Source organism: Ruegeria sp. YKSF070 (assembly GCF_059612725.1).
In genome coordinates this window covers 26676-38840 of sequence record NZ_JBXWRD010000006.1, presented here as the reverse complement: position 1 = coordinate 38840, position 12165 = coordinate 26676, and the positions used below count along the sequence as shown (strand labels likewise).

Annotated in this window: 15 protein-coding genes; 3 read left to right on the top strand and 12 right to left on the bottom strand. The window is 61.7% G+C overall.

Annotated elements, in window-relative coordinates; genetic code table 11:
• The first annotated feature begins 33 nt into the window (after positions 1–33).
• The 3 genes from AC2FL1_RS04695 (at position 34) to AC2FL1_RS04685 (ending at position 1446) form a co-directional block, all read left to right on the top strand.
• Positions 34–156 (top strand): hypothetical protein, encoded by a 123-nt coding sequence (locus AC2FL1_RS04695; protein ID WP_275671094.1) that lies wholly within the window; start codon positions 34–36, stop codon positions 154–156.
• Between the two features lie 99 nt (positions 157–255).
• On the top strand, positions 256–795 hold the full coding sequence (locus AC2FL1_RS04690) for an adenine phosphoribosyltransferase (protein ID WP_496828310.1): 540 nt from the start codon (positions 256–258) through the stop codon (positions 793–795).
• A gap of 168 nt (positions 796–963) precedes the next feature.
• Positions 964–1446 (top strand): fasciclin domain-containing protein, encoded by a 483-nt coding sequence (locus tag AC2FL1_RS04685; RefSeq protein WP_496876138.1) that lies wholly within the window; start codon positions 964–966, stop codon positions 1444–1446.
• A gap of 41 nt (positions 1447–1487) precedes the next feature.
• Here AC2FL1_RS04685 and AC2FL1_RS04680 read toward each other — a convergent pair whose 3' ends face one another.
• From AC2FL1_RS04680 to coxB, 12 genes are all read right to left on the bottom strand, one after another.
• Positions 1488–1922 carry a DsrE family protein gene (locus AC2FL1_RS04680; protein ID WP_496876137.1) on the bottom strand — a complete coding sequence of 145 codons (435 nt, stop codon included), beginning with the start codon at positions 1920–1922 and terminating at the stop codon, positions 1488–1490.
• Positions 1923–2103: 181 nt separating this feature from the next.
• The gene (locus tag AC2FL1_RS04675; RefSeq protein ID WP_496876136.1) at positions 2104–3519 is read right to left on the bottom strand and encodes an FAD-binding oxidoreductase; all 1416 of its coding nucleotides are present in this window, start codon (positions 3517–3519) and stop codon (positions 2104–2106) included.
• 38 nt (positions 3520–3557) lie between these two features.
• Complete coding sequence (locus AC2FL1_RS04670; protein WP_496876135.1) at positions 3558–4376, bottom strand: MBL fold metallo-hydrolase; 819 nt, start codon at positions 4374–4376, stop codon at positions 3558–3560.
• A 104-nt stretch (positions 4377–4480) separates the two neighbouring features.
• The gene (locus AC2FL1_RS04665) at positions 4481–5065 is read right to left on the bottom strand and encodes a GNAT family N-acetyltransferase (RefSeq protein ID WP_234139631.1); all 585 of its coding nucleotides are present in this window, start codon (positions 5063–5065) and stop codon (positions 4481–4483) included.
• The gene (locus tag AC2FL1_RS04660; RefSeq protein ID WP_496876134.1) at positions 5065–6327 is read right to left on the bottom strand and encodes a M16 family metallopeptidase; all 1263 of its coding nucleotides are present in this window, start codon (positions 6325–6327) and stop codon (positions 5065–5067) included. Before AC2FL1_RS04660 ends, AC2FL1_RS04665 begins: the two co-directional genes overlap by 1 nt.
• The gene (gene thrC / locus AC2FL1_RS04655; RefSeq protein ID WP_496828323.1) at positions 6324–7715 is read right to left on the bottom strand and encodes a threonine synthase; all 1392 of its coding nucleotides are present in this window, start codon (positions 7713–7715) and stop codon (positions 6324–6326) included. The genes AC2FL1_RS04660 and thrC overlap by 4 nt, the downstream gene beginning before the upstream one ends.
• A gap of 5 nt (positions 7716–7720) precedes the next feature.
• Positions 7721–8392 (bottom strand): SURF1 family protein, encoded by a 672-nt coding sequence (locus AC2FL1_RS04650; RefSeq protein ID WP_496876133.1) that lies wholly within the window; start codon positions 8390–8392, stop codon positions 7721–7723.
• 185 nt (positions 8393–8577) lie between these two features.
• Complete coding sequence (locus AC2FL1_RS04645; RefSeq protein WP_496828327.1) at positions 8578–9393, bottom strand: cytochrome c oxidase subunit 3; 816 nt, start codon at positions 9391–9393, stop codon at positions 8578–8580.
• Positions 9394–9415: 22 nt separating this feature from the next.
• Positions 9416–9991 carry a cytochrome c oxidase assembly protein gene (locus AC2FL1_RS04640; RefSeq protein WP_496828329.1) on the bottom strand — a complete coding sequence of 192 codons (576 nt, stop codon included), beginning with the start codon at positions 9989–9991 and terminating at the stop codon, positions 9416–9418.
• Positions 9991–10158 carry a cytochrome c oxidase system small membrane protein gene (locus tag AC2FL1_RS04635; protein ID WP_234139625.1) on the bottom strand — a complete coding sequence of 56 codons (168 nt, stop codon included), beginning with the start codon at positions 10156–10158 and terminating at the stop codon, positions 9991–9993. The genes AC2FL1_RS04640 and AC2FL1_RS04635 overlap by 1 nt, the downstream gene beginning before the upstream one ends.
• Positions 10155–11111: a heme o synthase gene (cyoE, locus tag AC2FL1_RS04630; protein ID WP_496828331.1), complete on the bottom strand. Its 957-nt coding sequence runs from the start codon at positions 11109–11111 to the stop codon at positions 10155–10157. Before cyoE ends, AC2FL1_RS04635 begins: the two co-directional genes overlap by 4 nt.
• An 87-nt stretch (positions 11112–11198) precedes the next feature.
• On the bottom strand, positions 11199–12035 hold the full coding sequence (coxB, locus tag AC2FL1_RS04625; RefSeq protein ID WP_496876132.1) for a cytochrome c oxidase subunit II: 837 nt from the start codon (positions 12033–12035) through the stop codon (positions 11199–11201).
• Positions 12036–12165: the final 130 nt, after the last annotated feature.

Sequence of the window (12165 nt, the reverse complement as noted above, 5' to 3'; positions counted from 1 at the left end):
TTCAACCGTAGCAACATAACGGAGGCAAATGCAATGAACCTGCACACCGCACAATCGCTGCTCATACAGGATCGCCGCGACTGGGTGAAACCGCACCTGTCCTGGTTGCCGGCAGCGCTCTACCGATCCTTTGGTAGCCTCAGGACCAAGACCTGACGACGCCCCCGCTCCGGGACGACACAAGTCACCCCTCCCCCTTGCGTCCACGCGTTTCATGCGCCAAACCGCAGGAAACGCTGTTTTTCCGGGGGCCACATGTCCAGAACGAAATCGGTTCAGGATTACATCCGCACAATCGTCGATTTTCCCCATGAAGGGATCCTGTTTCGGGATGTGACCACGCTGTTTGCCGATCCACGCGGTTTTCGCATGGCGATCGACCAAATGCTGCACCCCTATGCCGGCGAGCGGATCGACAAAGTGGTGGGGCTCGAGGCGCGCGGTTTCATTCTCGGCGGTGCAATCGCGCACCAACTGAGCGTTGGTTTCGTACCGATCCGCAAAAAAGGCAAGCTGCCCGGAACCACGATCAGCCAAGACTATAAACTGGAATACGGCGAGGCCATTGTCGAGATCCACGACGATGCGATCCAACCTGGCGAGAAGGTGCTTCTGGTAGATGACCTGCTGGCGACCGGCGGAACTGCGGCGGCCGGAATCAAGCTGGTCGAACGGCTGGGCGGCGAGATCGTCTCTTGTGCCTTCATCATTGACCTGCCTGACCTGGGTGGCCGCAAGGTGCTGGAAGCGATGGGCATGGATGTGCACGCCCTTTGCGAATTCGACGGCCTTTGATCACGAAACATCGCAAAATCGTGATTGGCTTTTACAAAGGACCCGAGCTTAGGTTTTCCTCTCTTTCCGTCAAGAAGGCCGGCCACCAATTCCCGGAAATCCATGGCCTCAAGCTGCGCGTAATCGACTTCGATGCCAACATTGGCAGCAAACCGAAGGAGATACCAAATGTTTCGAAAGTCTGCACTCACGACCGCAACTGCCCTTCTCTTTGCCACCTCAGCCGTCGCAGGCGGTAGTTCCAAGGACATCGTCGATACCGCAGTCGGCGCGGGTTCGTTCTCGACACTTGTGGCCGCGGTTCAGGCCGCCGGTCTTGTGGACACGCTGAAAGGGGATGGCCCCTTCACGGTCTTCGCCCCGACGGACGAAGCCTTTGCCGCGCTGCCCGCAGGGACGGTTGAGAACTTGCTGAAACCGGAAAACAAGGATCAGTTGATCGCCGTCCTCACCTATCACGTGGTTCCGGGAAAGGTGATGTCGACAGATCTGAGCGACGACATGACCGCAACCACCGTTCAGGGTGGTGCTGTGACCATCGACCTGGATAACGGAGTGATGGTGAACGATGCGACCGTATCTGCAGCGGATATCGAAGCCAGCAACGGCGTCATTCACGTGATCGACAAGGTTATCCTGCCGAAAGGATAACCCGCAGATGCGGGGCCGGTGGAACCGGCCCCGTATTCCCATTACGGGCGTACGTAGGCGTAGCCCTGCTCTTGCAGCTCGATGAGCCGGACAACACCCGAAGGAACGATCGTCGCCTCAGCCATCAATTCGATCTCGTGACCGGCCTTCTTGCTCATCTTAGTCTTGGTGTTGCCGCACGCCGCGAAAGTAAGGTTCTCCATTTCCAGGCTCATGGTCGAGATGCGGTCCGCAACCGGACTTTTGCCGGGAATGTACATGTTAAGGCCCGGGCCGTAGGCCACGACCTCTACAAAAACCGTGTCACCGACACTTTCATAGTGCTTGGTGACATTTGCAACGTTGTTGAGCGCCATGTTCATGACCTGCGGATCATTCTCGTCCACATGAACAGCGACGTAGTGCGTCTTGCCTTCGGCCCAGGTTCCGCTTGCTGTTGAAACGGCCAGAGCTGCTGCCAGAAAAAGATGTTTCATTTTCGTGTCCTCCCTTAACACGTACATTGTTCCGCATTGCTGGGAACATTCATAGAAAAATCATATTTCTCGCATATGTTTTGTTGTGACAGCTTGGCTTGCCCTCGCGATGCCCACGCAAATCCCGGTTTTTCATTGCCAAGAGGTCCGGTTGCAACCGCTTGCCACCATATATGCCGTTTCAGATGGTGAGGACTGCACCGGGGTTCATGATCCCTTCGGGATCGAGCGCTGTCTTGATCGCGCGCATCGCAGCCAGTTTCGCCGGATCGCTATAGCGCTGTAAATCTCCGGTCTTAAACCGTCCGATGCCGTGCTCGGCACTGACAGAACCGCCGTGCTCATGCACGAGGTCATGCACCAGTCTCTTGAGGCCAGTGGCCTGATCCGCATAATCCGACCGGTTCCGTCCCTTTGGTGGAAACAGGTTGTAGTGCAGATTCCCGTCTCCGAGGTGACCAAAGCAGTTGATGCGGTATGATCCCGCTGCGGCAACCAGCTCTTTCCCGCGGCGGATGAACTCTGGAAGTTCCGACAGCGGCAGCGATACGTCATGGCTGGAGATCGAACCGATCCGGCGATTTGCTTCTGGGATATGCTCACGCAGGCTCCAGAGCGCGGCTCGTTGCGCCTCGCTCTGTGCCACTACGCCATCGCTGACCAACTCGGCCTCCACCGCCACCTCGAACAGCGACTCAAGCGCAGTGACCGCGTCCAGACCGCCCGACAGGCCCAACTCCACCAGAACACTCCATTCCGGAACCGGGTCCAGCGGCTGGCGCAGATGCGGCAGGGTCTCCGCCAGAAAGTCGTAACTCTGGCGGTGAATCAGTTCAAAGGCGCTGATACCCTCGCCGATCTGGCCACGCGCCAATGCCAGAATGTCCAACGCGGCCTGCGGATCGCGCACCGCAAGCAATGCGGTGCCCAGCGAGTTCGGCACCGGAAAAAGTTTCAGCGCGGCGGCGGTGATGATACCCAGTGTGCCCTCGGAACCGATCAGCAGGTTCCGCAAATCATAGCCGGTATTGTCCTTTCTCAGACGGGTCAGCCCGTTCCAGATTTCGCCGTTGGGCAACACCGCCTCAAGCCCCAGGCACAGGTCACGCGCATTGCCATAGCGCAGCACCCCCACCCCGCCGGCATTGGTGGCCAGATTGCCACCGATCCGGCAGGACCCTTCCGAGGCAAGCGAGAGCGGGAACAGGCGGTTCACATCGGCTGCCGCAGACTGAAGATCGGCCAGGATGCAGCCCGCTTCGGCCACCACCACATTCTCTTGCGGATAGACGCCGCGTATCCGGTTCATACGTTCCAGCGAGATGACCAGCGGCGCGGGCCCGTCGGGCATTACCTGTCCGCCCACCAACCCGGTTCCGCCGCCATAAGGCAACACCGCCACACGCTGCGACGATGCAGCCCGGATCAGTGTCGCCACCTCCTCGGTCGAACGCGGCAAGGCCAGAACGCCCGCCTGCCCGGTCCAGCGCCCGCGCGGCTCGGCCAGATAGCGGGGCTCGACCGGGCGAAACACCTCGGCGGGCAGAAGGCCGCGCAGGTGGGTGGCAAAACTCTCATCGGCGGGATTCGGGATCATTCCCTTTCCATGCCCAAGGCGCGCGGACCGGGCAAGCCCTAATCGAGATCGACGAGGTAGCGCGGTTCAAGCACCACCACCGTGGGCCGGTCGGGCAGCGAGCGCAGCGATATGTCGATCTCGGACACGCCATCGCGGCGAATGTCGAAATCGTTTCGAACGCCTGCAAGAAAGCGGTCCAGCGAGTGCCCCGAGAACCAGTGCATCGGGATGATGACCGAGCTTTTCAGGCGCCGCAGCACCGCGATCATCTCGGGCAGCGACATGGTCGTGCCACCATCAACAGCGGCCATCACCACATCAAGCCGGCCAAGGGCAGCGAATTGCGCATCGTCGGGAACATGGTGCAGGTGTCCCAGATGCCCAATGCACATTCCCTCGACCTCGAACACGAAGATCGAATTGCCGCGCTCCTCGACCCCACCATAGACCGAACGGATATCGGTCGAGACATTCCGGATCAGCATTTCACCCAGATCGAGATAGTGTTCTATTCCCTCGCCGAACGGACCCCAGCCTTGCAGAACATGCGGGATCGCCGGGTCGGGGAATTGCGTCCAATGGGTCTCGTGCGCGTGGTTCATGGTCACGATATCGGGGATCATGTCGGCGCTGCCGATGAACCCGGTGAAATCGGTGACCGCGTTCAGCCCGCCGGGCGTCTGGATCAGAAACGACGCATGCGCGATATAGCTGATCCGCACCGAATACTCCGGCACCGGATCCTGCCAGCCCGCCTTGTGCAGATACTCGATGCCGGGCGCGGCATCGGCGATGGCAATGCAGTGGCTTGGGCGACGCTCTTGCGCCGCCGCGCCGCCAGCAAGTAAAGTCAATGCCAGTAGAAACCACCACATTTCATGAATAGTAGCGCATCATCGCGGCAAGTCACGCCTCTGATCCATGTTCGTTAGAAAACACACCGGCTCCGGAACGGTCCCGACGCAGCGAGACCGCCTATCTAGCCCGCGTCCGTCTTGCCGCGCCGGTCCGAGCGCAGGCAGGCATAGAGTACATGGGTCCGCCAGCGCCCGTTGATCTGAAGATAGGACTGCGCCACGCCTTCGTATTTGAAGCCCGAGCTTTCCAGCAGCCCGCGCGAAGCCATATTCTCGGGCAGGCAGGCCGCTTCGAGTCGGCTGAGGTCGAGACGGGAGAACGCATGGTGCACCACCGCGCCGATCGCCTCGCGCATATATCCCTGCCGGGCATAGCATTGCCCGGTCCAGTATCCCAGCGTTCCCGCCTGGGCGGGACCGCGGCGGATATTGTCCAGCGTGATCGCCCCAACCAGCACATCGTCCGAGCGACGGAACACGAACAGGGGCACCGCCGAGCCGCTGGAGACCGAGCGCTGCGCCCAATAAACCCGGTTTGTGAAACTCTTGCGGCTGAGATGATCGCTGGCCCAGCTGGGCTCCCACGGGATCAGATAGTCACGCGAAGCCCGCCGCAGCGCCGCCCAGTCGGCATAGTCGGAATGCGCCGGCAGACGCAGGCTGAGCCGCTCGGTTTCGAGTGTCAGCTTGCGGCGGCCCAGCAGCATCAGGCAGCGCGCCTCTCTTGCAGCTCCGCCAGGTTGGGTGCAGCCGAGACCGGGCCATAGAGCGCCAGCGCCGCCGGCGCCTCGACCGCCATCCGCTCGGCAAAGGCGCGGACATCGGCGGTGGTCACCGCGTCGATTCGTGCGACCGTATCCTCGAGCGAGGGCACCTTGCCCCAGATCTGCACAAGCCGCGCCAGCCGTTCGGCCCGGTTCGACGGGCTTTCCAGCCCCATCAGCATGCCCGCCTTCATCTGGGCACGGGCGCGGGCCACTTCGGCCTCGGTCATGTCTTCGGCGGCGCGCTTCATCTCGTCGATGGTGATGCCCGCCAGTTCGGCCACCTGCCCCGCGCTGGTCCCAGCATAGATGGTGGTGGTGCCGGTATCGGCATAGGCGCCGGTCTGTGCAAAGATCGTGTAACACAGGCCACGCGTTTCGCGCACTTCTTGGAACAGGCGCGAGGACATGCCGCCCCCCAGTGCCGAAGAGTAGATCTGAGCGGTATAGATGGCGTCGTCGCGATAGCCGGGCCCCTCGAGCGCCAGCGCGAAATGGGCCTGCTCCAACGCCTTTTCCCGCCGTGCTTCGCCGCCGGTAAACAGCGCAGGTTCCGCCAGCGCGCCCTTGCGCGGGGTGAGATGGCCGAACATCTCTTCTGCCAGCCGGACCAGCAGGTCGTGATCGACGGCGCCGGTGGCCGACAGAATCATCTGCTCGGGCCCGTAATTGTCGGCCACAAAGGTCGACAGATCGGCGCGGGAAAAGGCGCTGACCCGCTCAGCCGGCCCCAGGATGGTGCGGCCCAGCGGCTGGTCGCGATAGCTTTCCTCCTGCAGCCAGTCAAAGATCACGTCATCAGGCGTGTCATGCGCCTGGCCGATCTCTTGCAGGATCACGCCGCGCTCGACCTCGATCTCGCGGGGGTCAAAGACAGGGTTGAGGACGATATCGCCGATCACGTCGAGCGCCAGCGCCACGTCCTCTTTCAGGACGCGGGCATAATAGGCGGTCACTTCGCGCGAGGTATAGGCGTTGATATAGCCGCCCACATCCTCGATCGCTTCGGCGATTTGCAGCGCCGAGCGGCGCTCCGTCCCCTTGAACGCCATATGTTCCAGGAAATGAGCGATGCCGTTCTGATCGATCCGTTCATGCCGCCCGCCTGCGGTCACCCAGATGCCGATTGCCGCCGATTGCAGGCCCGGCATGTTCTCGCTGACGATGCGAAAGCCGTTGGCCAGTTGGTCCTGTCTTACTGTCACGCAGGGATATGCCTTCTGATATGATCCTGGAGGGCGGCCAGCTCGTTTGCGATCCGGGTCACCCGTTCCGGACGTTCATACAGATCCGACATGCGCGGGGGAAGAGGCGGAAACACACCGCTGGCCTGTTCCACCGCGGCGGGGAATTTCGCCGGATGGGCGGTGGCCAGCGTGATCATCGGCGCCGCGTCGGCCCTGCGGGCCTCTTCAGCGACCTTCACCCCCACCGCCGAATGCGGGCACAACAGCTCGCCGCTCGAGGCCAGCGTGGCCTTGATGGTGGCCAGCGTCTCTTCTTCCGAGGCGCGGCCCGAGGTGAAACTTTCACGCAGGGCCTGCATCGCGCCCTGGCTGACATGGAACCCGCCCTTTTGCAGCTCGTCCATCAGCTGCGACACCGCCGCACCATCCTGGCCATAGGCGTAATACAGCGCGCGTTCGAAGTTGGAGCTGACCTGAATATCCATCGACGGGCTGATCGAAGGGATGGTTTCGCCCTTGAAATAGCCCTCGCCCGACAGACAGCGGTGCAGGATGTCGTTCTGGTTGGTGGCCACCACAAGCTGTTCGATCGGCAACCCCATCCGCTTGGCGATATAGCCCGCGAAAATATCGCCGAAATTGCCAGTGGGTACGGTGAAGCTGACCTTGCGATGCGGTGCGCCAAGGCTGGTGGCCGCCGAGAAGTAATAGACCACCTGAGCCAGAACCCGCGCGAAATTGATCGAGTTGACACCAGCCAGCCGCACCCCGTCGCGGAAAGCGAAGTCGTTGAACATGTCCTTGACCCGCGCCTGGCAATCGTCGAAATCACCATCCACCGCCAGTGCGTGCACGTTGCTGTCGGCGGGCGTGGTCATCTGGCGGCGCTGCACCTCGCTGACGCGGCCATGCGGGAACAGGATAAAGACATTGACCGCATCCAGCCCCCGGAACGCCTCGATCGCGGCCGAGCCGGTATCGCCCGAAGTGGCGCCGACGATGGTCACCGTCTCGCCGCGCCGCGCCAGTGCCGCCTGAAACAGCTGGCCGATCAGCTGCATCGCGAAATCCTTGAAGGCCAGCGTCGGCCCGTGGAACAGCTCCAACAGGAAGTGGTTCTCGTTGAGCTGTTTCAGCGGCGCCCGTGCGGCATGGCCAAAGCCTTCGTATGCGCGGGCGATGATGCCCCGGAATTCGTCCTCAGCAAACGATCCGCTCACATAGGGCCACATCACGCGAAAGGCGATCTCTTCATAGTGCAGGCCCGCCAGCGCGGCGATCTCGTCCTGGCCCATCACCGGGATCTCGGCGGGCAGGTAAAGGCCGCCGTCGCGAGCCAGACCGGTCAGCATCGCCTCTTCGAAGGTAAGCTCGGGCGCCTGCCCGCGTGTCGAGATGTATTTCATTGCTGTCAGCCTTTCTTGCGGGCGCGGCTGCGCCACAAAAACAGGGAGGTCATCGCGGCCCAGACTAGGGCCAGGCCAAACCAGGTGATTGCATATTGCAGGTGATCGTTGGGGATGCCGGCGCTGTCGACCGGCAAGGGCGTGATACCGGGGCCGGTCGGCGCGCGGGCGATCAGCAGCACCGGTTCGGTGCCCAACTCCGCTGCCATCGCGGGTACGTCGCGAGCGAACCAGATATTGCCGCTTAGATCGGGCGCGGGGGTATAGCCGTCGATCTCGTCGGGCCAGTGCAGGTTGCCCTCGACCCGCATCGGGCCGGTTTCGCGGCGGTCCTGCTTGGCGGTCGTCGGGATGAATCCGCGGTCGACCAGGATGCGCCTGCCCTCGTCTGTCACGAAGGGGGCGATGACGCGGTAGCCCGGCCCGACCATCTTGACAGAGACCAGCACGTGCAGTTCCTCGCCCGCCATCTCGCCACTGACCGCAACCGGCAAATAGCGGTCGCGCTCGGGATCGGGCTGGGCAGGCAGCACCTGCGGCGCGCCGGCGATGCGACTGTCGATATCTGCCAGCAGCGCCTCTTTCCAGCCCAGCCGCCGCAACTGCCAGGTGCCCAGCGCGATCAGCACGGCAAGGCCTGCGAGACCTATGAATAAAAGAAAGAGAACGCGGCGCATGGCAGCTCCGGAGGGGGTTTCAGACGGCCCTGCGCGGGCCGGTGCCTTGGTATGGCGAGACGGGTCGTATTTGCAACCGGTCAATTGTATCGGGTGCAATTCAGGGATCGCGCCACCGAAGCACCAATGAAAAAGCCGCCCCGAGGGGCGGCCTTGTCTGTCTTTCCGGCGCAGGGCCCATGCGATCAGAGCAGCGGCCACTGACCCCAGATGTAGACGGCGAAGAAGAGGAACAGCCAGACCACATCAACGAAGTGCCAGTACCAGGCGGCGGCCTCGAAACCGATATGCTTCTCAGGGGTGAAATCGCCCTTGAGCGCGCGCAGCAGGCAAACCGCCAGGAAAATGGTGCCGATGATCACGTGCATGCCGTGGAAACCGGTTGCCATGAAGAAGTTCGAGTAGAACTGGTCACCACCAAAGGTCCAGTCTTCATGCAGCAGCAGCTCGGCATACTCATAGGCTTGCAGCAAGGTAAAGATCATGCCCAGGAAGATGCCGATCGACAGGCCCTGGATCAGCGCCTTGCGGTCGTTGTTATGCACCAGCGCATGGTGCGCCCAGGTCACGGCGCAGCCCGACAGCAGCAGGATCAGCGTGTTGATCAGCGGCAGGTGGAACGGGTCGACCGCGTGGATGTTCGGCGCCACATACTCGGTGCCCACATAGTCCTGCATCGGGTACATGCGATGTTTGAAGAAGGACCAGAACCAGGCAAAAAAGAACATCACCTCGGAGGTGATGAACAGGATCATGCCATAGCGCAGGCCGATGCGGACAACGGGCGTGTGATCGCCGACGCGGCTTTCGGCCACGACCTCGGCCCACCATGCGTACATGACATAGAGCACGGCAATGAAACCGGCCCAGAACATGTAGGAGGTGATTCCGTGCATCCAGAGAACGGCGCCGAAGAGCATGACAAAGCCGCCGATCGCGCCAACCAGCGGCCAGATCGACGGGGGCAGAATGTGATAATCGTGGTTCTTAGCGTGTGCCATCAGTGTCCCTCACCTTGCGGCGTTAGTTCGTGTTCGTTGTTGTACCTGCATCAAGAGCGGCATAGCCCTCGGGCAGATCGATTTCGTAGAATGTATACGACAGCGTGATCGTATGCACATATTTCGCGTCCCGGTCGTTGACGATCTCGGGGTCGACAAAGAAACTGACCGGCATCTGCACCCGCTCGCCGGGCTGCAGAACCTGCTCTTCGAAGCAGAAACAGGCGATCTTGTCGAAATAGCCACCCGCCGAATAGGGCGCGACGTTGTACGACGCCTGCCCCGCCACCGGCCGGTCGGTCGGATTGTAGGCCTCGTAAAAGGCCAGCCCGGTCTCGCCGATGCGCAGTTCCATCTCGGTTTGAACGGGGCGGAACTCCCACGGCATGCCGCGCTCTTTCGAGGCGTCAAAGCGGACCTTGATGGTCTTGTCCAAGATGGTGTCCGACCCGGCCTCGGCGACGCCGGTGGCGCCGCCAAATCCGGTAACCCGGCAGAACCAGTCATAGAACGGCACCGAGGCCCAAGCGAGACCGCCCATAACCACGACCACGCTGACCAGTTGCAAAACGGTTTTCTGAGGTCCCTTCAAAGCCATCAACCCTGCCCTCCGGTACTGGCCTGCGGCGGCTCGAAATCGCCACGGGTCACCTTGACCACGGTCAGGCCGAAAATGATGACGATGAACGCCGCAAGCGTCAGAGCAACACCCAAGTTGCGTCCAAAGCGGCGCTGATGAAGTTCATGTGTCTGGCGCAGGCTCATCCCCAGCCTCCCAGCCCATAGGGGCGCAGCAGCGCTTCGGCCAGAATGGCGCCGAAATGCAGGAAGAGGTAGAGCAGCGACAATTTGAAGAAGTTCCGCTCAGTCTTGAAGTTATCGGCCTCGCTATCGGCCTCGTCCCGGCGCCAGATACGGATGGCCCCCAGCAGGAACAGCGCGTTCAGCACCAGAGCGACGGCCAGATAGATCGGTCCGCCGATATCGGAGAACGCGGTACCCAGCGCCAGAAGCGCCAGCAGGACCGTATAGACGAGGATATGAACACGCGTGGCGCGGCGACCGTGAGTCACGGTCAGCATCGGCACGCCTGCGTCGTCGTAATCCGAGCGCATGAACAGCGCGAGCGCCCAGAAATGCGGCGGCGTCCACATGAAGGTCAGCGCGAACATCAGCCAGGGTTCCACCGACATGTCACCGGTGGCCGCGATCCAGCCGATCACCGGGGGAAAGGCCCCTGCCGCACCACCGATCACGATGTTCTGCGGCGTCGTCCGCTTCAACCACATGGTATAGACGACCACGTAAAAGAAGATGGTGAAGGCAAGGAAGGCGCCAGCAAACACATTGGTGGCCAGGGCCAGCATCATCACCGACAGGCCCGACAGGCCCAGACCCACGGCCAGCGCCTCGCCCGCTTCGACCTTGCCGGCGGGGATCGGACGCTTCTTGGTGCGCTTCATCACCTGGTCGATATCGGCATCCCACCACATGTTCAGCGCACCCGAGGCGCCGCCGCCGATGGCTATGAACAGGATGGCGCAAAAACCGATGAAGGGATGCACCGGCACCGGCGCGGCCAAGAGGCCAACCAGCGCGGTAAAAACAACAAGCGACATGACCCGCGGTTTCAGCAGGGCGAAGTAGTCGCCAAAACCGGCCTCTTCCGGGCGATGTGCGGCCCGGGCAGTGCTGGCGTTGAAGCTTGCATCGCTCATGCGGTGGTCCCTTGGGGCAAAAGCCGCGCAACATGCGCGCAGCCCGGATCAGTCTTGGCAGGCGGGATCAGGCCCCGCCCGAAAGGTTCAGTTCGATGCGACCTGATAGCTGGTCGGCAGACCGGCATATTCTTCCTTGGCGCTTGCCAGCCACTTGGCGTATTCCGCCTCGCTGACCACCTTGACGGTGATCGGCATATAGGCGTGATCCTTGCCGCAAAGCTCCGAGCACTGGCCGAAATAGATACCTTCCTTCTCGGCCTTGAACCACAGCTGCGCCAGACGGCCCGGCACTGCGTCCTGCTTCACGCCGAATGCGGGGATGGTCCAGGAATGGATCACGTCCGCGCCGGTAACGCTCATCACGACGACCTTGCCGACGGGCACGACAACGGCGGTATCGGTGGCCAGCAGGTATTCGTCCTGGCTGTAGCCATGATCTTCCAGATCGTCGCGGCCCAGCATGAAGCTTTCGAAGCCGAAGCCCTCGTCGGTGTAGTCATAGCCCCAGTACCACTGGTAGCCGGTGACCTTGATGTTGATCTCGCCCTCGGGAATTTCCTGCTGGTTGAACAGAACCGGCAGCGAGAAGGCACCGATGAAGACCAGAATCAGGATCGGCCCGACGGTCCAGAGGATTTCCACCGGGGTGTAATGCGAAAACTTCGCCGGGGTCGGGTTGGCGCGGCTGTTGAACCGCACGATGCACCAGACCAGCAGCGCCGCCACCAGCAGGCAGATGACCGTGATGATCACCAGAATCATTGCATCCAGCGATTGCAGCTCGCGCGCCAGTTCGGTTGCGGCTGGCTGAAAGCCCATTCCGCCGTCGACCGGTTTGCCGATGATCTCCAGCTCCTGCGCCGCGGCGGGCAGGCTCGAAAGTGTGGCGAGAAGCGCCGAAAGCGTCAAAGCGTTCTTCATGTTCTGTCCTGATCGTTTGATCTTTGCGTCCCTGACCGGGGGGTTCGTGAATCAAACACACCCCGCCCGTTGTCTTTGGTCGCGTTAAAAATCATATTCCCGGAGGCAGATAAAGCAAAATGCTTGCGTC

Coding starts and splice junctions, on each gene's coding strand:
- AC2FL1_RS04650 (WP_496876133.1), bottom strand. CDS start 8,392: ATGCGCCGCGTTCTCTTTCTTTTATTCATAGGTCTCGCAGGCCTTGCC.
- cyoE (WP_496828331.1), bottom strand. CDS start 11,111: ATGAGCGATGCAAGCTTCAACGCCAGCACTGCCCGGGCCGCACATCGC.
- coxB (WP_496876132.1), bottom strand. CDS start 12,035: ATGAAGAACGCTTTGACGCTTTCGGCGCTTCTCGCCACACTTTCGAGC.
- AC2FL1_RS04640 (WP_496828329.1), bottom strand. CDS start 9,991: ATGGCTTTGAAGGGACCTCAGAAAACCGTTTTGCAACTGGTCAGCGTG.
- AC2FL1_RS04645 (WP_496828327.1), bottom strand. CDS start 9,393: ATGGCACACGCTAAGAACCACGATTATCACATTCTGCCCCCGTCGATC.
- thrC (WP_496828323.1), bottom strand. CDS start 7,715: ATGAAATACATCTCGACACGCGGGCAGGCGCCCGAGCTTACCTTCGAA.
- AC2FL1_RS04695 (WP_275671094.1), top strand. CDS start 34: ATGAACCTGCACACCGCACAATCGCTGCTCATACAGGATCGCCGCGAC.
- AC2FL1_RS04675 (WP_496876136.1), bottom strand. CDS start 3,519: ATGATCCCGAATCCCGCCGATGAGAGTTTTGCCACCCACCTGCGCGGC.
- AC2FL1_RS04680 (WP_496876137.1), bottom strand. CDS start 1,922: ATGAAACATCTTTTTCTGGCAGCAGCTCTGGCCGTTTCAACAGCAAGC.
- AC2FL1_RS04665 (WP_234139631.1), bottom strand. CDS start 5,065: ATGCTGCTGGGCCGCCGCAAGCTGACACTCGAAACCGAGCGGCTCAGC.
- AC2FL1_RS04635 (WP_234139625.1), bottom strand. CDS start 10,158: ATGAGCCTGCGCCAGACACATGAACTTCATCAGCGCCGCTTTGGACGC.
- AC2FL1_RS04685 (WP_496876138.1), top strand. CDS start 964: ATGTTTCGAAAGTCTGCACTCACGACCGCAACTGCCCTTCTCTTTGCC.
- AC2FL1_RS04670 (WP_496876135.1), bottom strand. CDS start 4,376: ATGTGGTGGTTTCTACTGGCATTGACTTTACTTGCTGGCGGCGCGGCG.
- AC2FL1_RS04690 (WP_496828310.1), top strand. CDS start 256: ATGTCCAGAACGAAATCGGTTCAGGATTACATCCGCACAATCGTCGAT.